Below are 24,028 nucleotides of genomic sequence, written 5' to 3'. Positions count from 1 at the left end.
TGTCGGGTGTCGGGTGTCGGGTGTCGGGTGTCGGGCAGGGACTATCCTGCCTGTCGATGTGTCGACAGGCCGACAAGTAGATGTCCGCTATCCCGCTGTCCCGCCCAGAAGTGGACCGGCAGGAAGCGCCCAAAAGCGGACATAGCGCTACCGTCATACACACGTGATTTTAGGGCTTGGTGATCAGTAACTGGATGGCTTCGACTAGGATGATTGATGCGGCTTCGTGATCGCCCTTGGAGCCTGCTGCTTTCAGCGGGGTTGGTAATCGCCTTCATAATCGCTGGCGGCGTAGCCCGCGAAGGTAACTTGGTTACAATCGGGTCTTCGACCTACGCGATCCCGGAAGACTCCTCTGTGGTCAAACCAGTCTCTGTAGATGCGGGATATGTTCGATTTTCTACAAACATGCAGCAAGGTCGATTGACCAAGCGCAGTTTTTCGTTCGAGTATGATCCACGGTTTAATAAACTAGATCATTCGAAGTACGTCAGATTACATGCTATAGCCTCGATGCCGAACCGTGTAATTGTCAGATGGATTTTGTGGGGAAGTAAAAAGGGGGAGGCCGTTCTGAAAAAGATGACATGGGGAGACGTGATCTGCAACGAGCACTCTATCAAAGTTGGTTTGTTTAAGTCATGCGGTTTCTCCATCGTAGAAGCGGGCGCGCTTTGGCAGGTCACGTTTCATCACGAGAAACTGAAAGACGGCAACGATCTTGCTACAGAGGCAAGGTCCGTACTGCGAGCGCTGCGGCACTAGACTCACCGAAGCGAGTCAACAATCGTGCGCTACAAGGAAACGGCGGGTTTCCTCCAGTCTCGGCCGTTCCGCATCGGCGCTGGCGATCCAGAAAGCCGCCATTCCGCTCACGCCCAATTGCGAACGTCACACAAAGGTGTAGTTTCGGCTAACTCATCGCTCATCACGTTGCGGCGGCGCCGGTCATGATCCTCCATTTGCTGTTGGTATTTGGCTTTATTTCGGTAGAGCCGCAACCCGACTCATCATCGTTGCGGCAGATCAAAGGTGCCAGTCTACAGGCTAAGATTGTTGGTCAAGCTATGATCTACGTGTCTACTTCTGGTAGGCCAGGAGCCGCTGTAGTATTCAAGGCGGATGGAGAGTATAGGTTTCTCGGCGCGGAGCCTTGGTCTACGCGCGCGCCTTATTCGGTGTTCGATGATCGAGTCTGCATACTAACCAAGCCGAAGCGCTCGTGTTTCGAAGTATTAGAAAGCCGTACCGAGACCTTCATACGGCGCAGGAAAGATGGTGTGGTTCAGCGGGTACAGTTTAGACGGTTCGATTAGTCAGTCTCACGCTGACTGGCAGTGCGCTTCGAATGTCCGCTTCCCTCCCAGTCTCGGCCGGTCCGCATCGGCGCTGTCGATCCAGAAAGCCGCCATTCCGCTCACGCCCGCTTGCGGACATCAGAGAGGGTCTTGGTTCTCCGAGCCGTCCTTGAGCGTATGACCCTTACCGATCTTCTTCGGATAGCCGATCAGCATGAGGATGCACACGCCGACCCCGATGGCTATGTATCTCGGGATTGCCTTTGCGGGCTTGTCGGTCACGTAATTCCACGAAAGCATCGCCATCAAGGCACCGAAGCAGAGCATGATGCTCGCAGCGATTATCTTCGCCGATTTGGGGTGGGCATGAGCCCATTGCGCCCAGCGATAACCCAGTCGTTCCCCATCGTTCATCCCGCGATTATAGCAGCGGAAGGTTAATATCGTTCAGTATCTGCGAATGCCTCAAATGTCCGCTTCCCTCCCAATCGCAGACATTCCTGCAACATGAGGCATAGTGGGCAAACTCAAGCTCGCTGGTTTTCTCTTAGATACAGTCGCTTGACGATGATTTCCGGAGATATCCGCGTCGTGGCGCGCCGGGTAGCGGTTTTCTGACGAGGTGCTGCCCGCCCTGTCGACAGTCCGACATGTCAACCGATGAAGTGAGATCGAGATGGAGGCGGGGAGGCTTTTTGGCAGCCCTCGCCTGTTCGTCGTCACGCCGGTTTGCGGCGCTGTTTCCGGCGTCGCGGATGACCGGAAGAGGCGTCACCCCGGCGTGGGGCCCGGGTGACGCTTGGGGGTTGGTCCCGGGTGACGGAAGGGGGTTCCTCCGCCACCCGGGTGGGGGCTCAGCGGATCAGGCTGGCGAAGACCGCGGCGACGATGCCGCTGGTGATGCCGACCAGCACCGCGTCATTGCCCGACTGGACGTAGTGATAGCCGCGCGGCGGGGCCTTGAGGCCGCGATACTGGCGATAGTCGATCTGGCGGTAGTTGCGGGCCTGGCGGCTGTCGAACCGGTCGCCCTTGCGCCAGTTGCTGCGATACTGGACCGTCGGCGCGCGATAACGCGTGTTCTGCTTCACCACGACCGGGCCGTGCCCGCGCTGCTGGACGACCACCGGGCCATGGCCGCGCTGCTGCACCACCGTGGGCGCCGAATTGTGGGCCGGGCCGCGATAGGGCTGCGCCGCGGCGAGCGTGGGCGTGGCGACCATCGTGGTGGCGAGGGCGGCGATCAGGAAGCGGTTCATGCTCAAACTCCTTCGTGCCGATGGTGATCGGCGTTGAAGGCAAAATGGGGGTCAGCTGTCGCCGGCATGTGTCGGGCCGCCACCCAAATGGTCGCAAACTGTGCCAGCGCCCGGACGGCCTGCGCCGGAGCAGGGTACGACAAACAGGCCTTGCGACACGTCGATGTGTCGACATCTCGACCTGTCGGCTGGTCGGCGCGTTCCGGTGCTTGGCGATCCGGCGGATCTCACTCATGAAGTGGCGACAACAAAGGGGGGAATGCATGCCCGGGTTGATGGCAGCGACGGCGCTGGCGCCGAGCGGGGACGGGTATCGCGCGATGCTTGATCCGGCGTGGGACATCTGGGGCCCGGCGGGCGGCTATATCGCGGCGATCGCGCTGCGTGCGGTGCGGGAACGCGCGGCGGAGGGCCATCGGCCGGCGTCGCTCATGGGCCAGTTCGTGCGGGTAGCGAAGCCGGGCGCAATCGACGTCGCCGTCGAGGCGGTGAAGGAGGGGGGCTCCGCGCTGTATCTCGTGACGCTGGCGCAGGAGGGACGGCCGGTGTTCCTGGCGCAGATCTGGACGACGAAGCGCAGCGAAGCCTCGCTGCCGGTGACGCCGGTGATGCCCGACGTGCCGGCACCGGAGGCGCTGCGCGGTCAGGACGAGCTGCTGGCCGAGCGCGGCATCGCGTGGAACCGTTTCTGGGGCAATCTGGACGGGCGGCCGGTGCATTTCCGGCTGGCCGAGGACCCGCCGGCGCCGGTGCCGAGCCAGCGGCGCTGGCTGCGTTTTCGCGACTGGCCGGGGGCGGGGGAGGGGGAGCCCGGCGGGGCAGCGGGCGACGAGGCGGCAGGCGACCCGTTCCTCGATGCAATGCGTACCGCGCTGCTGATCGACCTGGGCATCTGGCCCGGGCATTGGCACCGGCTTCAGGAAAACGCGGATTATCTGGCGCCGTCGCTCGACCTCACCGTCTATTTCCATGGCAGCGGGCCGGCGGGGGACTGGCTGCTAAGCGATGCGGACAGCGATGTGTCGGGCAACGGGCTGATCAGCGGGCGGGTGCGGATCTGGAGCCGCGACGGGCGCGCGCTGGCGACAGGCAGCGGGCATTGCCTGGTGACGCGGCCACGGGGGTAGGGCCACCCAGGACCGGTCTACATCGATCTGCCGACACGTCGACATGACGACAGACCGACGCATCGACACTGGCCGTTGAGCGCTGGCCGGCGAGGGGCCACGCCGGAAACCGCTTGGTCCCCCTAGGGAGCATTGCGTCGGCGTAAGCCGGCGCTTCCGGCTGTGTCGTTTGAGGTTCGGGTGGTGGGTCAGGTGCGGGTTCAGCGTGTCTGGCCGTCAGGCCCGACGTGTCGGCCGACCAGGCCGACGCTGCTTTCCCTTGAACAGATAGAATCCAGTAGCGGTTGAGGCTGGTTTTGAGACTCGCAGCTAGTGATTGTTTCGCGGCGATCGATGTGAGCGCCGAGCTTGGCAAGGACGCGGCCGAGCGATCCGCCGACCAGTGTCTGGGCGAGCTCGCGGCAGGAGAGGCTGTCGTGCATCGCGGCGACCTCCGCGGTGCGTTCGGCCGTGCGCTGCTCGACATCGACGGGGAGCGGGGCAGGGGAGAGCCAGCGCGGCAGGTGCGGGAGCAGGCGTGCGGGCAACAGCGGGCGATAGGCGTTGGAGGTCTGGGCGTAGCGCGGGGCGTCGCCTGCGCCTTCCTCACGCGCGACACGCTTGAAACGGCGCTGGCGGATGAGGAAGCCGGCGAGCTCGAGCGCGCGCAGCGCCCGGGCCACGGTCGCGCGGCCGAGCGCGGTCGCCTCGGCCAGCCGGTCATAGCTGGGGAAGACGCGGCCCCGGTTCAGGCGGGCGAGGGTGCAGATCTCCTCATAAACGCGCACCGCGCCGGCGGTGAGGCCGGCGAGCGCGGCTTCGGCGGGGGAGAGGATGCGGCCCTCCATGCGAACCGCGCGCTTCAGCCGGCGCCCGGCATCAAGCGCGGCGCGCGCCAGGCGCAGCAGGCGATCGGGCTCGCCCTTGGCGGGGACGGCGAAGAAATGCTCCTCGAAGGTGCCCGCCTCGATACTGTCGCGGCGGATCGGCGCGCCGGTCGGGTGCGGCGCCCCGCTGCGTGCCGGCGGGCGCACGCGCAGGGCCGCCATGCCGGGCGCGCGACCAGGCGGCGGGACGCGGCCAAGCGCCAGCGCCGTCGCTTCCCCCAGGGTAAACGCCGTCATCTTCCTTCCCCCTCAAGGGGCCGGGACACAGACAAAAAGAGGGCGTGGCGCGAAACGCGCATCCTTGAACCGGGGAGGGTTCCGGGGTATCTGGAGGGAGCAGTTGGTTTTGCTCCGGGTCGACGTTTGGCGACGTCGCTCCATCAAACTCCTGGGATGCCCGGCCTTCGTGCCGGGCTTTCCTTTATGAGGTCACGGCCACCTGCTTGCTTCGCGCCGGCCCCATGCCGGCGTTCCGCGATATTCTCGCAGGTTAATTCCATCATCGGAAGACGTTACAGTTCGTGCTTTCGAGTATGAAATGCTGAAAAAGTTCGTGCTTTCGAGTATCTATTGGCACGCGCATTCGTGCTTTCGAGTATGAATTACGGCAATACTTCGTGCTTTCGAGTATCAATTAATGCGGGTCTTTGCCGTGTCAGTGCGCGATTCGAACACTGATTCGCGTTGCAGGGCGGAACGTCAGGCCACCTCGTCCGCGGCCTGATCGGAAAGCGCGGCCCGATCACCAGATGCGCCCTGATCGACAGATGCGCCCTGATCTACGGATGCCGGCGCCCGGCGCGTGATGACGACGCTGACCGGCGCCGCCTTGCGCCCGCGCCCGCCGGTGTTCTCGGCCGGGACCTCGCCCTCGACCAGCGCGAGATCGTAATCGGGGATGATGTCCGTCCCCGCGATCTGCTTCAGCGCGGCGCGGAAATTGGCGAGCGGGTTCTGATAGCCGATCTGCAGCCGGAAGGTGGCGAGATCGATCTCCAGCCGCTCGCCATCCAGCGTATCGGGGCTGGCGGCGCGCGCGACTTCGTAGATGCGCCGCTCGATCGGCCCGAGCTGGAAATAGGCCGCGGCATAATCGAGCACCTGGCGATCGCGCAGGATCGCCCGGTACAGCCAGTCGCACAGCCGGACTTTCACGGCCTTCAGCCGCTTTTCGCCAGTGCGCGTCTTGGAATAGTGCAGCCGCGCTTCGGACAGCCACGAGAAGAAGCCTTCCTCGCCTTCGCCGCCAGCCTCGATATTGGTCTTGATCTGCGTGCCCTGCAGCCGCTCGAGCGCCTCGGACAGCCGCTGATAGGAGCGGGCCGAGTGGTTCGACCCGGTGACCGAGAACAGATCGTGCGCGGTGAAGACGAAATCCTGCTCGACCTGCTCGCCCGCCTCGAGCTTCGCCGCCATCAGGCTGGCGATATAGAGCACGATTTCCTTGTCGTAGATCGTCGCGACGCCATTGGCGGACGGGCGCACCTCGATCGAGACCGGGCCGTGATGATAGGTCAGCGGCTTCATCCACGCGCTTTTCGCCAGCGCGAAGAAGGGAAAGGCCATCAGCGAACGTTCGCCGCGGATCTCGCCGGTCAGCGGGCTGTCGAGCTGGAACAGATCGCGCTGCGACCCGTCGCGACGGCGAGCAGGGGCCTTGGCGGCAGCTTTAACGGGGGACTTGGCCGAGGAGGGGGCGGGCGGCTTCGCGGCCTTGCCGGCGGGCTTGATAGGCATGTTGGATTTCCTACTCGAAAGCACGAACTTTGGGGAGGAAAAGCCGCGCGCCCGTGGGAAGGGGCGATGAAGCGCTGTTGGATTCGTGCTTTCGAGTATGAATTGGGCGCTGGGAATTCGATGCCGCGAAAGCCACTCGACGGGTCGATATGTCGACATGTCGGGGTCTGGAATGTTGCCGTCCGCATTTCACCGCAAGCGCTGGTCAGCTCGCGGGATTACTACCGAATTGGCAGGAACATTCTGGACGATCGCCTGTTACGGCCTCCCGTCGCGGGGAGGTGTACATGCGTATCAATACTGAGTTCGATCCGGTCTTCGATGGGCAAGATCGGCGCACCGGCGATCAGCCGCGCGCCGAGCACGCCCCGCATGCCAGGCATCGGGCGTTCGTGTTCGACGGCTGGTCCTATCAGCCGATGGCCGAAGCGCAGGCAGCTGAAACTGTCCTGCCGGCGAAACCGGTCCACTAGGGATCATCCGGCGTAGATCGCCCCGGCGTACCCCCTGCTTTTTAGCAGGCCCCACCGCCCCTGCAGCCGCGCTATAGCGCTGGCGCGATTTGTTCTTCCCGGTTCCTGGTGCTGGCGCTGCCGGATGGCCGTGCGCGGTGATTGATGGACTGCTTGCCCCCGGGCTGCGCCATACAACCGCCGCCCGCCACGACCTGCGCGACACCGCGCCCGTCAATGTCAGCCGCACTGCACCGGAGTTGCGCAATACGGCGATCAGACCCGAACTGGCGGCGCGGGTGCGCGCCCGCGAGTGGCCGCTGTAGGACGAATTCTACGCCGATCACGCCCGATCCGTCGATAATGCTTGATGCGGGCGCGAGGCACCGGAAGATACCGCGCATCATGTTGCGTTACTTCCATGGATGATCCCGGGCCCGCGCCGGGGGTGCGCCGACGAACGGCGATCCTGCACATCGGCATGGAAAAGACCGGCACCACGACGCTGCAACAGGCGCTCGCCCGCTCGACCGACGCGCTGACGCAGGGTGGCTTTCGCTATCCGCTGCTTGGCGCGGGGAACGCACATGCCGCACTGGTCGCGCGGGCCAAGACACGCGGGGACGAGGCGGATCTGCCGGCGCTTGCCGGCCGGCGTGCCGATGAAAACCGCCCGGCCTTCGATGCCCGGATCGACGCGGAACTGGCCCGCGAGGTCGCCGCCCATCCCGATGCCACGTTCATCCTTTCGTCCGAACACGCCTCGTCACGGCTGAACCATGCGCCCTGCATTCGCCAGCTGAAGGCTGTGCTGGACCGGCATTTCGACGACATCCGCATCTGCGTCTATCTGCGCCGCTGGGATCGCATGGCGCTCAGCGCCTATTCCACCTTCGTCCAGAACGGCCTCGCCAGTCTGGCGCCGTTCCAGCATTTCCGGGGCACCTCCTATCTCGATTATGCCGGCATGCTGGCGCGCTGGGCGGCGGTGTTCGGGCCCACACGGATGCATGTCGCGATCTTTGAACGCAGCGAGCTTGCCGGCGGCTCGATCCTGCCCGATTTCGCGGCGCGCTTCGGCCTGCCCACGCTCGACGAGCGGCGGGACGCGAATGCGTCGCTCGATTTCGACGATCTGCGCGCGCTGGCGCTGATCAACCGCTTGCTGGAAAACCGCAACCTGCCGAACGCGTCGGCCATCCGGGCCCACATCATCGCCGGCCTTCGCAAGAGCAGCGGACCGATCCCGATCGCACCGGACAAGGCACGGCATTTCAACGGGTATTATGCCGATCAGGCCGAGACGATCCGCGCGCTGTATTTCCCCGAACGCCCCTCGCTCTTCGACGATGATTATAGCGGATATCAGGTGTCCGACGGGCCCCCGGTGAACTGGCAGACGGCTGCCGGAAAGCTGGCCGAGGCATTGGATGGCGTGCTTGGCGGATCGCCGAGCCTGGATCCGAACTGATCATCACGCCCATACGACGCAAGGATTGTCGAAACGGAGACATGTCGACACACCGACACGTCAGATCATGACGCGCTCCACCTCGTCCAGCGTCACGTCGTCCGAACGACGGTCATAAAGCTGCGTCGTGCGGGTGGAGGCGTGGTTGGCCATCGCCGCGGCGCGTTCCAACGTACCGCCATTCTTCAGATAAGCGGTGATCCCGGTCGCACGGAACGAATGGTTGCCGATCGCCGTGTCGATCCCCGCCGCGGCCGCGCGCCGGCGCACCATCTGATAGGCGCTGGCCTGGGGCAGGGGGGTCTGGCTGAGCTGCCCGGTGCCGCGCCCGATGGTGCGGAACAGCGGCGCGCGCCGGTCAGCGGGGCGATCCCCCGCCAGCCCGCAGCCATCGATATAGGCGTGGAGATAGTCTTCGAGATTATGGTGGCAGGGCATTTCGTGCCGCTTGCCGCCCTTCTCATGCAGCCGCACCCACAGACGCCGGTTCTGCACAAAGACATCGTCCACCCGCATGGCCAGCGCCGCGCCGATCCGCGCAAAGGAATAGACCATGAGGCCGATCAGCGCGCGGTCGCGCAGCCCGATGGGGGTGGACACGTCGATCGCGTCGATCAGCTGGCGCGCCTCGGCAGGATCGAGCACCGGCGTCTTGCCGCGCCGCACGCTATACGCCGGGCCACGCACCGACACGGCCGGGTTCTGCGCCACCACCTGCGCGCGCACCAGCCAGTCGAACAGATGGCGGATCCCGGCGAGCCGCTGCTTCACCGTCGGCACCGAGACATGGCGGCCGAGCTCCTCGATCCAGGCAGCGACATGCAGCGGCTGGATCTGGGGAAGGGTGGTGCCCCCGCGCTGGGCGCACCAGCCGAGGAAATCGGCCACGCCGCGGGCATAAGCGCGGCGGGTGTGCGGATTGCGGATCGTGGCGGCGAAAAACTCCAGGAAGTGGCGCTGCGCCTCCGGCCCCGTCGCCACCACGATCGGCGGGAGCGCCAGGCCCGGAAGAAGCGAGGGGGCGGGGGAGCGTGCGCCAAGGGACGCGGCGGGAGAAAGGCTCGCGGGCATGATAGCGATCCTAGCAGGGCGGAACGGCACGTGAATCCCCCCGGATCAATAACAGGAGCAATTAACCCAGTAGGTTCGGGTTCGGATATGTCGATCTGTGCATGTGTCGACGTGCCGACATAATGGCAGCGGTCCCGAGAGAGCCGCGCAGGACCCGGCAGGCGCGCCGACCTGCTTGGCGCCAGCCGGAGGGTCAGCCCCGACCATGCAACCAACTCAGCAGTACGTGGTTGATGCCCTGCGCGTTTCGCTTGATGGCGAAGGATGCCGTGCGCCTGATGAGGAGGACATACATGATCACCAAGTTTCTGACAGCTGCTGCCGCAACTGCCATGGTCGCCGCCCCCGTGGCTGCGTCGGCAGCCCCCGCTGCGCCTACCAGCGCTGCCTCCAGCCTGTCGCTCGGCAACTCGACCCGCGCGTCCGCTCCGACGACCGGCGCCAACAAGGCAGCAGGCGGCAGCGGCATCGCAATCGCACTGGGCGCCCTGCTGGCCGGCGGTATCATCTATGCCATCGTTGACGGCGCCGACGACAACGATTCCGACAGCAACTAAGCTGTCTCCGGCGCTCCTGCAAAGGGGCGCCGGACCGATACAGCGACCGCGGTCGTCCGAGACAACTTCCACTTCGAATACGGGATCTCCGTTGGTCAGCTTGGTCGGGAGCGGTCCTTCCTCTTAGTTGAGGCGGATGCGAAAACCCGGTTGCTTCCCGATACGGCATCGTCGCTGAGCAAACTGAGCGTGTAAGGCCACCTCGTCTACAACGATCTCGATAACTCGACCCCTGCTGCAGCCTTCGTTTTGAAGCGGGCATGCACATGCGCTCGAAGTTCTCGCGTGCGCTGAGGATGGCCACGACATGATAGAATGTCGCCTACTTCAAGGTACCGACTCACCTTGCTGCCTAATTGCTTTATCCCCACCCTTCAAACGCCTAATCACGGTGATCTTCCCATCTACCAGATCATAGGCAACGGCATCGTGTGACCAGCAGCAGTGAGCAGGTATGCGCCCGCCCCAGCTTGCAGTCGAGTTGACATATTCGACAAACAGAAGTCGACCCGACGATGAAAAAGCGGGGCCGACTTTGAAAAAGACTCCTTCGGCCGCGAGCTTAGGGCCATAGGTGGTAAGCCACTCGGTCTTACTGCCTGCGACTTCTTTTCCATCCTCAAAAACCCGGAGGCCATCCGAAAGAAGTGCCGCATAGGCCGGCACATTCTTAGCTTCTATTGCGCCCACCAGCCGCTCGGCCAGCGCATCTTGGCCAGGAAGCGATGGCGGAGGGGGAACTTGCGCTCCACCGGCCCGCGGCAATAGTGAGAAGGCCACCAATGCGACTAAAATTCTAACTTTCATGGACTCGGCCTTCTCATCCAACAATTTGCGTTATGAAAACATAGCATATAATGTCCGCCGCAACACGTGCGGCGGACGCTTTAGGTTTGACGCCTACCGGGTCAGCCGCGACAGGTCGATTGGCGTCAGCATTGGTCGGTTTAGCAAAGCAGCATTAGCAGGTACCGTAACCGTTTGTTGGCGTGAAACCGTAATCCTTGCCGTCCGATAGCTTGTTGTAGATCGCCCGCGCGATCGTGTTGGCTCTTGCTTCCACCTCGATGAAGCCCGGGGTGTTGGCAAATGCGGCCTTCGCCTCGTCAAGACTTAGCCCTGCACCAGCGCCACTTCGAAATTCTGAGAACTTAGCAGCGTTGAAGTCGCGCATAGACTTGAAGGTATGCGCCATTTCATGAGTGATCAGGTAGCCTGCCCCGCCTTCACCGTAGGCCATGTAACTCTTGAAATCTGCGGCGTTGATGTCCACCGGGCTCGTACTTCCCCCTGAGGCATAATTGGCTCCCGCCCGACCAGGTCCGAACGTCTTGTTCGTTAGGTTGAAGCGCAACGCCAGCATTGGTCCACGCAGGTAGATGTTATCACCTAGGCAGGGAACTGAAATTCCGGAGTTTCTCACAAATGTTGTTGCAGTGGCTAATTTGAGCGCAGTGTCAATAAACCGCTTACCAACAACAACGATGTCGTCGCCAGTTACATCGCTTTCACTCTTCAGAACCTGCTGAATGAACTGAGCGTTCTGCCTTACGGCAGCGGTCGCAGGGTCGCCGGGGCCGGGATTAGGAACAGGTATCTCTGTCGCCGGGGGCGACTGCGGGTTAGCGATAACGACGATATCTCCGTCTGCCATAATGCGATCCTCTGTAATGATTTGGTGCGCGGAGGAATGAGCTGGTCTGACAAGCAGATTTGCAACTCTCCACTGAGCAACCCGTCTCAACACGAGAGCGGAACATAATGGGAACACATGATTTCCAACATCGCAAGAGCGATCTACCGAAGTTGAGTGTTTCTTGGAGCTCAGACATTGTCCAACTCCCCAAATCACCAATGATATCTTCAAACCTGCATTTGAGCAGGAGCTACCATCCAATGGCGGGAGAAGGGGAGAAGGCGTGATCAGCCACAGAATTAGCTTGTCTGAAAGCGATGCCACGACCGTTCGGAAGCAAGGTTGGCGGCGTCCTCTTCGCCGACGCGACCCTTTAATGACAGTGTGAAGCTAAAATGCGGACGGTCCGCTTATAGGAACCTGTAGCTCATGCGCGAACGACGGGTGTTTGGCGCTTATTAACAGTCCGCTTCGGAACGACCGATCACAGCTTTGTCCGGAGCAGAAGTTTCTGTTGGCTGACGTGAGCGACTGGGCCTGGTCGTAAGCGGCCACAATCTTGTCGCGAAAGTGCTAAGTTTCGCGACAGCAGCTGCGACGCTCTCGTTCTCTCCTACGCACGTGTCGCAAAAATCGGTTGCAGAACTCTTCCATTCTGATACAATTTTGCGACATGCTGATTGGCTACGCCCGTGTGTCCACCGATGACCAAGACCTTCGGCTGCAACGTGCCGCGCTAAAGGACGCTGGATGCAAGCGGATCTTCGAGGAGAAGGTCTCGGGCGCACGCCGCGACCGGCTCGAACTGGCAAAGATGATCGAGCAGCTGCGCGACGATGACACGGTGGTGGTGACCCGGCTCGACCGACTGGCGCGCTCCACCCGCGACCTTCTCGACATTGCCGAAAAGCTGGAAGATGCTGGCGCCGGCCTGCGTTCATTGGCGGAGCCTTGGGCGGATACGACCTCGCCAGCAGGTCGCATGGTGCTGACCGTGTTTGCCGGCATCGCCGAGTTTGAGCGCGAGTTGATCCATCAGCGCACCAGCAGCGGGCGGGTAGCGGCCAAGGCGCGAGGAGTGCGCTTCGGCCGTCCCCCCAAGCTTACCCCTGAGCAGGTTGCGCTAGGTGAGCGGTTGGTGAGCGAGGGCACATCGGTGCGCGAAGCCGCCAAGCTGCTCAAATGCCACCATGCTACGCTTTATCGCGCGCTGACCGCAGCGGCGACTATTGCATGATGCACGGCGTTCGCAAATCCGTCGCACTGGAAGGGGAGGCCTGATGCCGATCCGTCCCGAACACAGATACCTGTATCCGATCGACTGGCCGCAGCTCTCGTACCATGTGCGTTTCGTGCGGGCAGGGGGCTGCTGCGAACATTGCGGACGCCCCCATGGGCAAAAGGTATTCCATCTGCGGGATGGACGGTGGTGGGACCGGAAGCGGCGTTGCTGGCGTAACGGCCAAGGCCGGCGCGTACGGCGGCCCACGGAGAACATCCTGTTGCAAGGTGCTTGGACGCCAGTGGTGCTGGCCTGCGCGCACCTCAACCATGATCCCAGCGACAGCACGCTCCACCAGCTGGCGGCGTTGTGCCAGCGCTGCCACATGATCCACGACGCTCCCGAACATCGGCGTCGGCGGTGGATGAACGCGCATCACCGGCGTGCACTCGGTGACCTGTTCTACGGCCCATATCCTCTGCTGGGGGCTGAATGGATCACGCCCACCCCGCTTAGCATGCTCGATAGCGGCTCAGCATTCTCTGCTTCTCTTCGGTGAAGAGCGGTTAGATCATAGCCGCAGCCAGATTCACGTCCGCTTTTCTTCAGATCAGTTCCAGATAGCTTCGGCCTCCCACCCGGGTAGAAATCCCCCTTGGACGGGACCGGCGAACGGCATGCCGGGAAAGGCGTGCCAATGCGCCTTCATGCGGGCGGGCCAGGACGAGCCGGGATTGATCCGACGGACGAAATAGCTTGCGACGGCCGCAGCGCCATAGACGCGCGTCCGGCGCTCTAGGTCGCTCCCGATATGAACGAGGCTAGGGGCCTCGAAAGGCTTAGGCACGAGGGGCTGGTTGACGATGCCCGCGTTCCAAAGACGGGAATGGTGGGCACTGGTGTTGCGCACGAACGCGAGCGTCTTGATCCAGCTCACCAGCGTGTTGGGGAGAAGGCTGTAGCGCTTCGCGATGGCGGCACGGTCATTGGGATGCGCGATCTCGAGCAGCCAGGACAATGTGCCGAAATCCCATGCCTCGACCGCCATCCAGATCGGCACGGGTGGGCTGTAGGTGGCGTGGAACTCCTTGACCCAATCCTCCTTGGACCGGGCGAGCGCACGATCGGCGTTGGTGAGCCAATCGGCGTGACGGGTACCGCCACCCCGCTGCACCTGGTTCGCGCGGTGAGCGTCGAGGAACGCGGGCGAACGGTGCGCAAAGGGGTCACGCTTACCGAGCGCATGCGCGAGATCCACGCGCAGCGCGACTTCGACCCGCTCGACCGCATCGAGGAAAAGGAGACGAAGCTGCTTGTCGAATAGGTAGAGATCGACCGCGTGGCGGAACTCGGCGCCGGCCTGAAACTGCTCGGTGCGGATAGTCCGCGTCGCGTTATTGGGATCGGGGACGAGCTGCTGGAACGGCTGCCAATAGGGGGTAAGGCGCCCATAGCCGATGCGCTCGAGATGGAGAACCGCCTTGGCTTGATCTGTCACCACCAAGCCGCGCGCCATCAGAAGGGCAAGCTGGTCGGTGAAACTGAGGTGGGGCTTGGTATAAGGCGGAAGCATCCGGCCCAGATATGAAGAAGGCCGCCCCTTGATGCCAGCGGCAACAGAGGGGACGGCCATGTTGCAACCGATATATGCGTGGGCGCATGAGGATTCAATTAAAAGTTGAACGCTGGTCAACCGCGGCCTGACATCTGCCCGTTCGCGATCCGTACCAGCAGATCGCTGGCACTCGAGGGTCGCGGCTGCGGTGGGCTGTAGGGCGGCAGGACGTGCCAAAACCGTCCGGTTATGACACCAGTGGCTGCATGGTAGGTGACCCGAGCTGGTGTTGCTGGTCCCAAAGGTATTCGGCTTTCGTTCCTGCTCTTCCGCTCGTCAGTTGCCGGCAACAATCGCAACTGCCTGCTCCAGCTGACGGTCGCGGTCTGCCAAAATATCAGCTGGCGTATCGTCCACCAGGAGATCGGGCTCAGCGCCCCGGTTTTCGAGGATCTCCTCGCCGACCTGTGTCAGCAACGAGTCCTTGGGCACAGTCACGTAGGTGCCGTCGATGAGGTGCCACGGCCCCTTGATGCCACGCACACCGCCCCAAGTACGCTGGCCAACCACCGGCCCCATCTTCCATTGCCGGAAGAAGTAGGGGAACTGGTCGCCATCGGATGCCGAGAAAATGCTCGTCAGTGTCACCATTCGGGGCGGTGCCACGGCGCCGGGAAGCGTGATCACGCCGCCCTCGCGGTTACGAAAAACGCCAGCTTGGGGACGACGTAGGACATCAAGCACCCACTGGCTGGTGAAGCCGCCACGATTGTCACGAACGTCGATCACCAGTGCCGTCTTGTTCGTCTGCGAGTAATACTGCCGCAGGAAATCCTGCGAGCCCAGATCGTTGAAATCGGACAGGTAGAGGTACCCGGTCTTTCCGCCGCTCAACCGGTTCACCGTCGCGCGGTTGCGTTCGATCCAGGCGAGCTTCCTGATTTCGCCTTCGTTTGCGATAGCCTTGACGGTGATCACACGGCCGGGATCATCAGGATTGTGCGCAATCGTCAGTCGGACGGTGCCCTGGCGGCCCAAGAGCAGACGATAGGGGTCATCGGGGGCAAGCAACGGCTCTCCGTCAACGGCGAGCAGCAGGTCGCCGTCTCGAACACCGAGCGCAGGGTCGCCAAGCGGCGCACGAAACCGCTCGCGGCTGTTATCACCTCGGTAGATGTTCGCCATCCGGTAACGGCTCGAAGCCGCATCCAGCGCGAAGTCCACCCCGAGCAATGCGATCGTCTCGGTGCGCGGGTCGCCGGCGTCACCCCCGCCCAGGAACATGTGGCTGGTAGACAATTCGCCTTGCAGCTCACCGAGGACATAGATCATGTCCTCGTGCGAACGCGCCCGAGCGACCAACGGTGAGTAACGGTCGTGCATCGCCTGCCAGTCGACCCCGTTCATGGCAGGATCCCAGAACAGATCGCGGTCGAGGCGCCATGCTTGCTCGAACATCTCCCGGCGTTCCAGTGCCGGAGCAACGGTGACGCGTAGAGCGTTAAGCGACAGTGCTCGCCCCCCATGCGGCGGACGGGCGGCAATCACCTTGAAAGAACCCTGCTGCACGATCAGCGCGGAAGCCGAGTCCGGGGCGAGGGTGTAGCTGGTCGCGGCCTCACCGATGAGCGTGTCCTCCCCCGTAGCAAGGTCCACCGCGCGCAGGCCGCCCGTCTGGCCCGGCAGGTCGCCGTCGATCCCGGCAAGCGGGGTCTCACGATAGAACAGCGTCTGGCCACGGACGGCCAGGCCGGTGAAGCCACTAGTGCCGGATACGTCGAGCGGTCGCGTCGACGCATGAAACAGAGCAGGGTCACCATCGTCCGACAGTGTGGCGCGATAGACGCCATCGGAGCCGATCGTTGCGATCGTACCTTCGCGATCGCGATCCGAGACGAACGGATGTTCACGGCGGGCGGAGACGAAGAGCAGTTCCTTGTCGTCGGCCGTGAAGGCAGGGTCGTGGTCGCTCTCGTCCGGCGCGGTCAGTTCCACGTCGCGTCCGTTGGAGATGCTCCGCACGTGGAGAGCGCGCGTTTGATCGGCTCGGGTGACGCTGTAGGCGAGGCGGCGCCCGTCGTGCGAGAAAACCGCATCCTGGATTTCCGCGAACGGATCGGCGGCGATCCGCTCGACGCGACTGCCATCCGCTGCAATCAGCCACAGCTGCTTGTTGGCGTCAGCCACCGTTAGGTGTCGCCCGTCCGGAGACCAGCGGGGTGTATAGAGCACGCCGGACTTGAAGCGCGTGAGTTCGCGTGGCGCGCTGGTGCGGCCGAGCACGCGCACCGCCACCTGCTGCTCGCCACTCGCGTCGGTTACATAGGCGAGGCGTCCGCCGTCAGGCGACACGGCAGGGTGATCCTCCGCGCGCCCGGGCGTTTTGGTCAGATTCTCCCAGCCTCCATCGGAGCCGAGTGCGAACAAGTCACCGCGCGCAACAAGAAAGGCGGTCCCATCCGAACCCAGCGCATAATCGGCCTGGTTGACGATGTCCTCACGCGCAACGAAGCGCGCCGCAGGGAGGTCACGCGACTGCTCGTCTGGTTCGGCAGGCAGACGTACGGTCAGATCTCGTATCTGGCCGCTGACGGGATCGAGCAAGTGCAGCCGCCCCTGCTGGGCGAATGCGATGCCACCCGGTCCCGCGGAAGGCATATCGACATCGTAATCCGCGTAGTGGGTGAGCTGTCGCGCCCTCTTGGTGGCGAGATCGAGCACCCATAGGTTGAGCCGCTTTTCCGGCCCACGGTCCGACAGGAAGAACAGCCGGTCACCGGCCCACATCGGCGCGGTATCGATGCCCTCCCATGTGGTCAGGCGCTCCGTCTGCTGGGTCGCCATGTTCCAGGTGAACAGTTCTCCCGCCTGTCCTCCACGATAACGCTTCCAGTGGTTCCCGAGCGTGCGATAGCTCCGGTCGAAGGCGATCCGCGTGCCATCAGGCGACACGCTCGCCAGCCCTGCGTGCCCGAGCCCGAGCGCAGTGGCGAGACCGCCGCGCGCCGGGACCGAATAGATGTCGTAGCGGCCGAGCGGAGAGGCCCGGCGGGAAACGAACAGCACCGCCTTGCCATCGGGAGTCCATCCGGTGACCAGGTTATCATAGGGTGCGAGGCTCGGGCCATGGGTCAGGCGAACAGGCGTGCCGCCCGAAACGGGAAGGATGTAGACATCGTTCTTACCTGCACGACGCCAGGTGAAGGCGATTGCCTGGCCATCCGGCGAGAAATGGGGGGCGAGCACCTGCCCCGGGTCCTGGGTCAGCCTCCTTGCCGTGCCACCGGATCGCGGCATGATCCAGAGGTCGCCTGCCGCGACGAAAGCAATCTGTTCCGCGCTCGCTGTGGGAAAGCGCGCCAGCGGCTCGGTGCTGCGCACTGGACGCGCCCAGAGCGGTCCCGCCGCGAGAGCGAAGGAGGCGAGCAGAAACAGCGTGCGATAGATCATCAGGTCCCCTGCCAAAACCGGTCGGCTGATTCCAGTTGAGCGAAGACTTTAGCCACACGGCTGTCGCCGATCTGCGCGCATGACATGTTAAAAACCCTCATATCCGCTCGCGGTAGAAGATCATGCCAGCGTGGTGCAGCGTATCCCCTTGGAAGTCGCCATCCGCGGTGAAGCCGGTGTCGTCGACGTAGTCGATATGATCGCCAGTGATCCGGTATCGCCCCTGATAGGCGTGCGCCTTGCCGCTTCGCGCCTCATCGTAGCGGCCGTTTGGCAGAAGTTCGTGGCGGATGCGCCCATCGGCCGTCACCCACATGCCCCGGAATGAATGGTTTGCCGTGCCGCTCATGCCGGGTTCCCCACGGGACGGATGACGATTTCAGTCGTGTCGACATCTGCCGGCTGCGTGATGGCGTGAAGGATTGCCCGACCGATTGCATCGGGCTGAAGAGCAACCGCCCGGAACGCCGCCATTTCCTTGCGAGCGGCTTCATCCGAGATGCTGTCGGCCAGCTCCGACTCCACGACGCCCGGGCACACGCTGGTTACGCGGACCCGGTCATTCTCCTGGCGCAGGCCGTCCGAGATCGCCCGCACCGCGAACTTGGTGGCGCAGTAGACCGCGGCGGTAGGCGTCACGTGCAAGCCGCCGATCGACGCGATATTGATGATGTGCCCGGACCCTTGCGCGTTCATCGCCGGCAGCACCGCCGCGATGCCCCACAGCACGCCCTTCACGTTCACGTCGACCATGCGCTCCCATTCGTCGACCTTAAGTGACGCCATAGGTGACAGCGGCATGACGCCCGCATTGTTGACCAACACGTCGATGCGGCCGAACTCATCCAGCGCCGCCTGCGCAAAGGCGGCGACCTGAACGCGGTCGGTGACGTCCAGCGCGGCGACACGCGCCCGTCCCCCATCCTCCGCGATCTGCGCGGCTAGGCGTTCGAGCCGGTCGGTGCGACGCGCACCCAAGACGACAGTCATGCCGGCGGCGGCGAGGATACGCGCCGTCGCTTCCCCGATGCCGCTGCTGGCGCCGGTGACGAGAACGATCTTGCTCATGGTGTTCCTTTTCGAAGCCGCTTGTTTGCGGCTTCGTAGGTAAGCAAAAGGGATTAGATCGACTATTCCGTCGATTATGTACTCAATGGTAAGCGCTGCTTCACAATGCAGCTTGACCTCAACACCATGTCCATCTTCGTCGCCGTCGCGCAGGCGCGCAGCTTCCGGGCGGCGGCCGACCAACTCGGCATCACGCGTTCGGCGGTCAGCCAGGCAGTGCGCCGACTGGAAGATGCGCTCGGCACCGCGCTGCTGCACAGGACAACCCGCAGCGTGGGGCTGACCGAAGCCGGAGAGGCATTTCTCGCCCGCGTCAGTCCGGCGCTCGACGATCTCGACAGTGCAGCGCAAGCGGTGATCGATAGCCATGCACGGCCAAGCGGTCTCCTCCGCCTGGCAGTCTCTTCGATCGCCGAAAGCGTGCTGTCTGGCGACATGCTAACGACCTTTGCCGATGCCTATCCCGAGGTGCGGCTCGACATCCTGGTCACGGACGAGGAGTTCGATATCATCGCTCATGGCTTCGATGCCGGGGTCCGATTGGGCGAGGTCATCGAACAGGACATGATCGCTGTTCCGGTGTCAGGGCGGCAACGTCAGATGGTTGTAGCGGCACCGTCCTACCTGGAGCGCTGCGGCAGGCCGGCCCACCCGCGTGACCTTCCCGCCCATCGCTGCATCGGATGGCGACCCGCTCCGGGCATTTCCCCCTATCGCTGGGAGTTTGCCGAAGCAGGGCGCGAGTTCGCCGTCGCGGTCGATCCGGAAGTCACCACCAACGACATGTCCTTGATGATCCGCATGGCATGCGCCGGGGCGGGGCTCACTTTCGGCATGGCCGAAAGCTTTCGGTCGTGGATCGCGAAAGGGGAACTGCTCTCGGTGCTCGATGACTATTGCCCGGCGTTCCCCGGCTTCTTCCTCTTCTATCCGAGCCGGCGGAACCTTGCACCGAAACTGCATGCCCTGGTGGATCACGTTCGGACGTGGCGGCAGCTTGGTAATGTCAGCAGTTCACACTGAACCCACCATCTGATCGAGGACACCAGCTAACTGGCTGAAGGTGCGATCTATCGACAATAGGACGGTAATTGGTTGCGCCTCTCGGCGGATCGCTAGGCCGGCGCCACCGGTCGGGAGCATAAACAACCGATGGAAAGGGAGCTCATCTACGAACTTAGCCAGCCATCGGCTGCAACGCGATCCGACGCCGGATCGTCTCGTTCAGCAGGCAGCTTGGAATCTCGACAATGTCGATCGTCCCGCCCGTCCTGTGCTTCTCGCACTCGCCGTCTCGTCGCTTGATCCAGGCACGCTCCTCAACGCGCAGCTTTGCCTGCTCGGCCGGGCCTCGCTTGGCCATGGCGGACTTGTAGGCTCCGTTCAGCCGGTCGTCCTGCGCCCTCAACTCAGCCTGGACGCAGGCACCCATTGCCACCGACACGCCCTTGGCGGCGTCGCCCGAGTTCAAGCACGCCTTATAGTCCGGTGAATACTGCGCCTCGATCGTCTCCTGTGACGGTTCCGCACCCGTTGGCCGCGTCATGACCGGCAAAGTTTGAATGGACGGTCCGGCCATCGGGCTAGCTTGGACCTCCGGCGGTGCACTCGCGATCGCTGAGCGAGAAGGCTCCGACACGACGTTCTGCGAACCGGCCGATGCACCGTCACCACCCCCGTCGCAGCCGGCTGCCGTTAGGACCAGCGCCAGTCCGAGTAGGCGCGTTGCAGGGGGAACAAGAGCTTTCATCAACCTTCCTAACCAAAGCACGCCTGACACGCGAATGAACGATGTGATTCACAAACGCGGGATAGTGCCAATGCTGCGCCACAGAGACGATCAAGGCTTCCCACCGGGGCGCCATGCTGCAGCCTCATGTCTTGTTTCGTATCTGTCAGAGCCCGCCCATGAAGCGGAAGCCGAACCGGTAATCGGCGGGCGAGATCGGCCGCGCGTTCTCTCCGGCGATGCGGTCGGGCAAAACTTCCACCAGTTCCAGAGTTCCGTCGGCGAACGACGCCGGCTCTCCTTGCGTGAGCTCGCGAGTCTGACTGCCGCTTCCCAGGTCGATGCGGGCACGCACACGGACGCGACCGGCCCAGACGCAGCGCGCGTTCATCGGACAGCGGCTGTCCTCCAGAACCTCCAAGACTGTGACCTTGGGGCCGCCGACCGTGACGGTCTCACCGATCCGGGCGCGGGACAGGTCATCGTTTGGTACGGCGATCGTGGCAACGGCGCTGGGTTGGGCGGCGCATCCGGCGCAAGCTACAATCAAGGCAAAAGCAATTGGTCTCATGCGCGGCATAGAGGACGTTTCCATATGAACCGTTGCCGAACACCCGGCGAGCAGCTGTCACGCCGTTAAAGCGCCAATGGCGCACTGATGATAAGGCGGCCATGCGAAGAGTTGCGCTTATTCCATAGAAAGCCACTGCCAGTCTTTTGTGTCATGGCCCAGCATTCTGACACAACCTCGCCACCGCCCACCAATCCAAGGAAAGTAGACCTCTTTTCCTCGGATCGGATTCGAAGTGTCAAAATCGACCGGTTGTGACACTCAGCCGGAATGGCGGCCAGATTGCCGTCACGGCGTTGCCTCTCAAGGAGGCAAGGACCGCCCAGATTTACCGGTTCTGCGGCTGTCGACAGTTTTTCGGTGTGGAACCGGAAGGTGGATAGCCTGCTTTGCTGGTCGATGGTAAGCTGTGGCATTCTCTGATGGAAAGTCCCCGGATCACCTGGGACCGCCTGCGGACGAGCTTCTGGTTCGTGCCGAGCCTGATGGCGCTTGCGAGCGTCGGTCTTGTCACAGGCACTTTCGCGCTTGAGAGGCGGCTTACGCTAGCCGGCGCCAACTCTCCCTGGTTTCTGTACGTCGGCGATCCCGCCGACGCACAAAGCGTCCTCTCGACCCTCCTTGCGTCGATGATCACAATGGCGAGCCTGGTGTTTTCCATCACCATGGTCGTGCTCACCCTGGCAGCCAGCCAGTTCGGACCACGGCTGATCCGGAGCTTCATGGCGAACCTCCAGACGCAGGTCGTGCTGGGCGCTTTCGTGATGACGATCGTCTACTGCCTGCTCGCATTGCCCGCCATCGAGGCAAGGGAGGAAGCGGGGCGGCTTCCCTATGTCAGCGTGAGCGTCGCGCTTGCCTTGACCGTTATCAGCGTGGGACTGCTCGTGCTGTTTCTCGACACCTTAGCGAGGTCCATCGTCTCGGAGACGGTAATCGAACGGGTCGGGCACGACCTGGACCTGCTGCTGGACGAGTTCGTCCCCCTGGATATCGGATCACAAGAGGAGGCGCCGGCTCAGCAGGCGCCCGCCGATCTGGAGCACCGCGCAGCCTTCTTCGGACCGAAAACCGCAGGTTACGTGCAGGCGATCGAGTATGGCGAGCTCACTGCTCTAGCCACGAAGGCCGATGTCGTTGTCATCTTCTATTTCAGAGCCGGCCACTATGTCGTTCCCGGGGCCCCTGAGATCGCAGTCTACCCGAAAGAGCGCTTGACCGAAGAGCTTGCTAGCCAGGTTCGGAATACTATCCTCGTCGGAGTTCACCGGACGCCGATCCAGGATGCCGATTTCTCGATCCGTCACCTGGACGAAATCGCAGTTCGGGCCCTCTCGGCTGCCGTTAACGACCCTTATACGGCCGTCGCCGTGATCGATCGCCTTTCGGCGTCACTTTCAAAGCTGATGAGCCGGGCACTCCCGCCCGGGGTTTTTCGCGATGAGAGCGGCACCGTGCGGGTCCTCTCCACGGAGGCCAGCTATGAAGGGCTGATCGGGGCGGCGTTCAACCAAATCCGGCAACACGGCGCAGGAATCCCGATCATCGCCCTGCACCTTCTGGAAGCCATTGAGCGCATCGCCCAGCATGTCCTCCTTCCATCGCAGCACGCGGTCCTGTGCGCCCACGCCGCCGCGATCCACCAGATGGCTCACCGGCGCATCGAAGACGATTTGGACCGGCAAAGCATCGACGGTCGATATGCGGCCGTTCAGCGGACCCTTGCGGCTGCTACGACAAGGTGGACGGGGGACCTCGGCGGCAGCCCACCACCGCAGTGATTTACACTCTGGTCAGATCGCGCGAATAGCCAGGCCTTGTCAGAGTGTTAGTGTCTTGGCCCATCTTCTCGTAGCGAAAGGGTAACCGTGGAGTTGTTCCCTGCCGACTGGTTGGACGTATTCGGACCTGAAACGCCGCTATTCGAACTGCTCGCGCGAGGCTCGGCCCTCTATTTTGGCGTTCTAGCTCTCGTCCGTCTGATGCCAAGGCGGACCGGCGGCGAACTGGCCACCATGGATCTCATCTTCGTCCTGCTGATCGCTGAAGCCGCCGCTCATGCGCTCGGAGATTACAGCTCCGTGGCCGATGGTCTGGTTACTATCGCCACCCTGATGGCATGGAACTATGTCATCAACCTGCTCAGCTTCCGTTTTCCAGCGGTCGAGCGGTTGGTCTCATCGCCTCCGATACAGATCATACGGGACGGCGAGTTGCTCCGGCGCAACATGCGGCGCGAATACGTGACCGAAGAAGAGCTTACGGCCCATCTCCGAGAGGAAGGGCTTGAACGCTTCGATGAGGTCAAGTCGGCGCACGTCGAAGGGGACGGCAAGATCACTTTCATACCCAAGAAGAAGTGAACGGAGGATCCCGCGCCCGCTCATTCCTTGTCCGGTGGCTTCTCTTCTATCCGAATGGTGTATTGGTCGGTGAACGGGCGGCTCAGGACCAGGAGAGCCAGCAGCCCCATGGTCAGGAGACCAGATAGCCACAAAAAACCGAAGCCGCTGACGATGCCGATCGCGCCCGCTCCCCATAAGGAGGCAGCCGATCCGGCACCGTAGACCGTATGCTCCTCTCTGAACAACGCGCCAGCACCGATGAAACCGATGCCGGTCATGATGCCGCTCACCACCTTGGCCGGATCGATCGAAAACAAGCTCTCGTCCGCGCGATAGGCGAGCTCGCTGATTCCAAGAACGAGAGTGCAGGACGAGAGCGAAATGATGACGAAAGGCCTGAAGTCGATCGGCTTTTCTCGCAAGAAGCGCTCGAGCCCGAGGGCGAACGCGAACAACAGCGCGGCACCCATCCTCATAAGGGCGTCAAGCCAACTGACATGAACGGGACCGAAGGTGCCGGCTTCCATCATCGGCAAACTCCCACGAACACCAACGGTTTCGTCGGTCATTCGAAAGGCTTAGCTATGCCTCATCTACTGGCTGTGAGGACTGCA

General features: G+C 62.9%; 24 protein-coding genes. 10 read left to right on the top strand and 14 right to left on the bottom strand.

Annotated features, from left to right (window positions below; all coding sequences use genetic code 11):
• Positions 1–216 precede the first annotated feature (216 nt).
• Positions 217–765 carry a hypothetical protein gene (locus tag LQ954_RS15815; RefSeq protein ID WP_231024030.1) on the top strand — a complete coding sequence of 183 codons (549 nt, stop codon included), beginning with the start codon at positions 217–219 and terminating at the stop codon, positions 763–765.
• A 671-nt stretch (positions 766–1,436) separates the two neighbouring features.
• Here LQ954_RS15815 and LQ954_RS15810 read toward each other — a convergent pair.
• Positions 1,437–1,712 carry a hypothetical protein gene (locus LQ954_RS15810; protein WP_231024029.1) on the bottom strand — a complete coding sequence of 92 codons (276 nt, stop codon included), beginning with the start codon at positions 1,710–1,712 and terminating at the stop codon, positions 1,437–1,439.
• 440 nt (positions 1,713–2,152) lie between these two features.
• Positions 2,153–2,557 carry an RcnB family protein gene (locus LQ954_RS15805; protein ID WP_231024028.1) on the bottom strand — a complete coding sequence of 135 codons (405 nt, stop codon included), beginning with the start codon at positions 2,555–2,557 and terminating at the stop codon, positions 2,153–2,155.
• A 263-nt stretch (positions 2,558–2,820) separates the two neighbouring features.
• Here LQ954_RS15805 and LQ954_RS15800 point away from each other — a divergent pair, with 263 nt between their 5' ends.
• Positions 2,821–3,684, top strand: a complete 864-nt coding sequence (locus tag LQ954_RS15800; protein WP_231024027.1) for an acyl-CoA thioesterase — start codon at positions 2,821–2,823, stop codon at positions 3,682–3,684.
• Positions 3,685–3,884: 200 nt separating this feature from the next.
• Here LQ954_RS15800 and LQ954_RS15795 read toward each other — a convergent pair whose 3' ends face one another.
• Both LQ954_RS15795 and LQ954_RS15790 read right to left on the bottom strand, forming a co-directional pair.
• Positions 3,885–4,787, bottom strand: coding sequence for a helix-turn-helix domain-containing protein (locus tag LQ954_RS15795; protein ID WP_231024026.1), 903 nt, complete (start codon positions 4,785–4,787; stop codon positions 3,885–3,887).
• A 462-nt stretch (positions 4,788–5,249) separates the two neighbouring features.
• Positions 5,250–6,287, bottom strand: a complete 1,038-nt coding sequence (locus tag LQ954_RS15790; RefSeq protein ID WP_231024025.1) for a replication initiator protein A — start codon at positions 6,285–6,287, stop codon at positions 5,250–5,252.
• A 287-nt stretch (positions 6,288–6,574) separates the two neighbouring features.
• Here LQ954_RS15790 and LQ954_RS15785 point away from each other — a divergent pair, with 287 nt between their 5' ends.
• From LQ954_RS15785 to LQ954_RS15775, 3 genes are all read left to right on the top strand, one after another.
• Positions 6,575–6,760 (top strand): hypothetical protein, encoded by a 186-nt coding sequence (locus tag LQ954_RS15785; protein WP_231024024.1) that lies wholly within the window; start codon positions 6,575–6,577, stop codon positions 6,758–6,760.
• 137 nt (positions 6,761–6,897) lie between these two features.
• Positions 6,898–7,065: a hypothetical protein gene (locus LQ954_RS15780; RefSeq protein WP_231024023.1), complete on the top strand. Its 168-nt coding sequence runs from the start codon at positions 6,898–6,900 to the stop codon at positions 7,063–7,065.
• A gap of 95 nt (positions 7,066–7,160) precedes the next feature.
• Positions 7,161–8,210 carry a hypothetical protein gene (locus LQ954_RS15775; RefSeq protein ID WP_231024022.1) on the top strand — a complete coding sequence of 350 codons (1,050 nt, stop codon included), beginning with the start codon at positions 7,161–7,163 and terminating at the stop codon, positions 8,208–8,210.
• A 60-nt stretch (positions 8,211–8,270) separates the two neighbouring features.
• On the opposite strand, the gene LQ954_RS15770 is transcribed toward LQ954_RS15775, so the two are convergent.
• Positions 8,271–9,281, bottom strand: a complete 1,011-nt coding sequence (locus tag LQ954_RS15770; protein WP_231024021.1) for a tyrosine-type recombinase/integrase — start codon at positions 9,279–9,281, stop codon at positions 8,271–8,273.
• Between the two features lie 293 nt (positions 9,282–9,574).
• Here LQ954_RS15770 and LQ954_RS15765 point away from each other — a divergent pair, with 293 nt between their 5' ends.
• The gene (locus tag LQ954_RS15765) at positions 9,575–9,838 is read left to right on the top strand and encodes a hypothetical protein (protein WP_231024018.1); all 264 of its coding nucleotides are present in this window, start codon (positions 9,575–9,577) and stop codon (positions 9,836–9,838) included.
• A gap of 327 nt (positions 9,839–10,165) precedes the next feature.
• Here LQ954_RS15765 and LQ954_RS15760 read toward each other — a convergent pair whose 3' ends face one another.
• On the bottom strand, positions 10,166–10,666 hold the full coding sequence (locus LQ954_RS15760; protein ID WP_231024017.1) for a hypothetical protein: 501 nt from the start codon (positions 10,664–10,666) through the stop codon (positions 10,166–10,168).
• A gap of 133 nt (positions 10,667–10,799) precedes the next feature.
• Positions 10,800–11,492, bottom strand: coding sequence for a hypothetical protein (locus tag LQ954_RS15755; protein ID WP_231024016.1), 693 nt, complete (start codon positions 11,490–11,492; stop codon positions 10,800–10,802).
• Positions 11,493–12,147: 655 nt separating this feature from the next.
• Here LQ954_RS15755 and LQ954_RS15750 point away from each other — a divergent pair.
• Positions 12,148–12,711 (top strand): recombinase family protein, encoded by a 564-nt coding sequence (locus LQ954_RS15750; RefSeq protein ID WP_231024014.1) that lies wholly within the window; start codon positions 12,148–12,150, stop codon positions 12,709–12,711.
• A 595-nt stretch (positions 12,712–13,306) separates the two neighbouring features.
• Here LQ954_RS15750 and LQ954_RS15745 read toward each other — a convergent pair.
• The 4 genes from LQ954_RS15745 to LQ954_RS15730 form a co-directional block, all read right to left on the bottom strand.
• On the bottom strand, positions 13,307–14,269 hold the full coding sequence (locus LQ954_RS15745) for an Abi family protein (RefSeq protein ID WP_231024012.1): 963 nt from the start codon (positions 14,267–14,269) through the stop codon (positions 13,307–13,309).
• Positions 14,270–14,587: 318 nt separating this feature from the next.
• Complete coding sequence (locus LQ954_RS15740; protein ID WP_231024009.1) at positions 14,588–17,701, bottom strand: S41 family peptidase; 3,114 nt, start codon at positions 17,699–17,701, stop codon at positions 14,588–14,590.
• Between the two features lie 97 nt (positions 17,702–17,798).
• Positions 17,799–18,050: an Atu4866 domain-containing protein gene (locus tag LQ954_RS15735; protein ID WP_231024008.1), complete on the bottom strand. Its 252-nt coding sequence runs from the start codon at positions 18,048–18,050 to the stop codon at positions 17,799–17,801.
• Positions 18,047–18,769, bottom strand: coding sequence for an SDR family oxidoreductase (locus tag LQ954_RS15730; RefSeq protein WP_231024007.1), 723 nt, complete (start codon positions 18,767–18,769; stop codon positions 18,047–18,049). The genes LQ954_RS15735 and LQ954_RS15730 overlap by 4 nt, the downstream gene beginning before the upstream one ends.
• A 126-nt stretch (positions 18,770–18,895) precedes the next feature.
• Between LQ954_RS15730 and LQ954_RS15725 the strand changes: the two genes are divergently transcribed.
• Positions 18,896–19,792 carry a LysR family transcriptional regulator gene (locus LQ954_RS15725; protein WP_231024006.1) on the top strand — a complete coding sequence of 299 codons (897 nt, stop codon included), beginning with the start codon at positions 18,896–18,898 and terminating at the stop codon, positions 19,790–19,792.
• Positions 19,793–19,946: 154 nt separating this feature from the next.
• Here the strand turns inward: LQ954_RS15725 and LQ954_RS15720 are convergent, their stop codons facing one another.
• Both LQ954_RS15720 and LQ954_RS15715 read right to left on the bottom strand, forming a co-directional pair.
• Entirely contained in the window at positions 19,947–20,315 is a 369-nt protein-coding gene (locus tag LQ954_RS15720) for a lysozyme inhibitor LprI family protein (RefSeq protein WP_231024005.1), read from the bottom strand.
• Positions 20,316–20,664: 349 nt separating this feature from the next.
• Positions 20,665–21,078 carry a hypothetical protein gene (locus LQ954_RS15715; protein ID WP_231024004.1) on the bottom strand — a complete coding sequence of 138 codons (414 nt, stop codon included), beginning with the start codon at positions 21,076–21,078 and terminating at the stop codon, positions 20,665–20,667.
• A 380-nt stretch (positions 21,079–21,458) separates the two neighbouring features.
• Here LQ954_RS15715 and LQ954_RS15710 point away from each other — a divergent pair, with 380 nt between their 5' ends.
• Positions 21,459–22,850, top strand: coding sequence for a DUF2254 domain-containing protein (locus tag LQ954_RS15710; protein WP_231024003.1), 1,392 nt, complete (start codon positions 21,459–21,461; stop codon positions 22,848–22,850).
• A gap of 87 nt (positions 22,851–22,937) precedes the next feature.
• Positions 22,938–23,432: a DUF421 domain-containing protein gene (locus LQ954_RS15705; RefSeq protein WP_231024000.1), complete on the top strand. Its 495-nt coding sequence runs from the start codon at positions 22,938–22,940 to the stop codon at positions 23,430–23,432.
• Between the two features lie 20 nt (positions 23,433–23,452).
• Here LQ954_RS15705 and LQ954_RS15700 read toward each other — a convergent pair whose 3' ends face one another.
• Positions 23,453–23,983: an MgtC/SapB family protein gene (locus tag LQ954_RS15700; protein WP_231023998.1), complete on the bottom strand. Its 531-nt coding sequence runs from the start codon at positions 23,981–23,983 to the stop codon at positions 23,453–23,455.
• Between the last annotated feature and the right edge of the window lie 45 nt (positions 23,984–24,028).

The sequence above is a fragment of the Sphingomonas sp. IC-11 genome, from assembly GCF_021043365.1.
GTDB lineage: Bacteria > Pseudomonadota > Alphaproteobacteria > Sphingomonadales > Sphingomonadaceae > Sphingomonas.
This window is presented reverse-complemented; position numbering and strand designations above follow the sequence as displayed.

What these genes read in the sequence shown, in the direction of transcription:
- LQ954_RS15815 (WP_231024030.1), top strand. Translation starts at nt 217, where the DNA reads ATGCGGCTTCGTGATCGCCCTTGGAGCCTGCTGCTTTCAGCGGGGTTG.
- LQ954_RS15810 (WP_231024029.1), bottom strand. Translation starts at nt 1,712, where the DNA reads ATGAACGATGGGGAACGACTGGGTTATCGCTGGGCGCAATGGGCTCAT.
- LQ954_RS15805 (WP_231024028.1), bottom strand. Translation starts at nt 2,557, where the DNA reads ATGAACCGCTTCCTGATCGCCGCCCTCGCCACCACGATGGTCGCCACG.
- LQ954_RS15800 (WP_231024027.1), top strand. Translation starts at nt 2,821, where the DNA reads ATGCCCGGGTTGATGGCAGCGACGGCGCTGGCGCCGAGCGGGGACGGG.
- LQ954_RS15795 (WP_231024026.1), bottom strand. Translation starts at nt 4,787, where the DNA reads ATGACGGCGTTTACCCTGGGGGAAGCGACGGCGCTGGCGCTTGGCCGC.
- LQ954_RS15790 (WP_231024025.1), bottom strand. Translation starts at nt 6,287, where the DNA reads ATGCCTATCAAGCCCGCCGGCAAGGCCGCGAAGCCGCCCGCCCCCTCC.
- LQ954_RS15785 (WP_231024024.1), top strand. Translation starts at nt 6,575, where the DNA reads ATGCGTATCAATACTGAGTTCGATCCGGTCTTCGATGGGCAAGATCGG.
- LQ954_RS15775 (WP_231024022.1), top strand. Translation starts at nt 7,161, where the DNA reads ATGGATGATCCCGGGCCCGCGCCGGGGGTGCGCCGACGAACGGCGATC.
- LQ954_RS15770 (WP_231024021.1), bottom strand. Translation starts at nt 9,281, where the DNA reads ATGCCCGCGAGCCTTTCTCCCGCCGCGTCCCTTGGCGCACGCTCCCCC.
- LQ954_RS15765 (WP_231024018.1), top strand. Translation starts at nt 9,575, where the DNA reads ATGATCACCAAGTTTCTGACAGCTGCTGCCGCAACTGCCATGGTCGCC.
- LQ954_RS15755 (WP_231024016.1), bottom strand. Translation starts at nt 11,492, where the DNA reads ATGGCAGACGGAGATATCGTCGTTATCGCTAACCCGCAGTCGCCCCCG.
- LQ954_RS15750 (WP_231024014.1), top strand. Translation starts at nt 12,148, where the DNA reads ATGCTGATTGGCTACGCCCGTGTGTCCACCGATGACCAAGACCTTCGG.
- LQ954_RS15745 (WP_231024012.1), bottom strand. Translation starts at nt 14,269, where the DNA reads ATGCTTCCGCCTTATACCAAGCCCCACCTCAGTTTCACCGACCAGCTT.
- LQ954_RS15740 (WP_231024009.1), bottom strand. Translation starts at nt 17,701, where the DNA reads ATGATCTATCGCACGCTGTTTCTGCTCGCCTCCTTCGCTCTCGCGGCG.
- LQ954_RS15735 (WP_231024008.1), bottom strand. Translation starts at nt 18,050, where the DNA reads ATGAGCGGCACGGCAAACCATTCATTCCGGGGCATGTGGGTGACGGCC.
- LQ954_RS15730 (WP_231024007.1), bottom strand. Translation starts at nt 18,769, where the DNA reads ATGAGCAAGATCGTTCTCGTCACCGGCGCCAGCAGCGGCATCGGGGAA.
- LQ954_RS15725 (WP_231024006.1), top strand. Translation starts at nt 18,896, where the DNA reads ATGTCCATCTTCGTCGCCGTCGCGCAGGCGCGCAGCTTCCGGGCGGCG.
- LQ954_RS15720 (WP_231024005.1), bottom strand. Translation starts at nt 20,315, where the DNA reads ATGACGCGGCCAACGGGTGCGGAACCGTCACAGGAGACGATCGAGGCG.
- LQ954_RS15715 (WP_231024004.1), bottom strand. Translation starts at nt 21,078, where the DNA reads ATGCCGCGCATGAGACCAATTGCTTTTGCCTTGATTGTAGCTTGCGCC.
- LQ954_RS15700 (WP_231023998.1), bottom strand. Translation starts at nt 23,983, where the DNA reads ATGACCGACGAAACCGTTGGTGTTCGTGGGAGTTTGCCGATGATGGAA.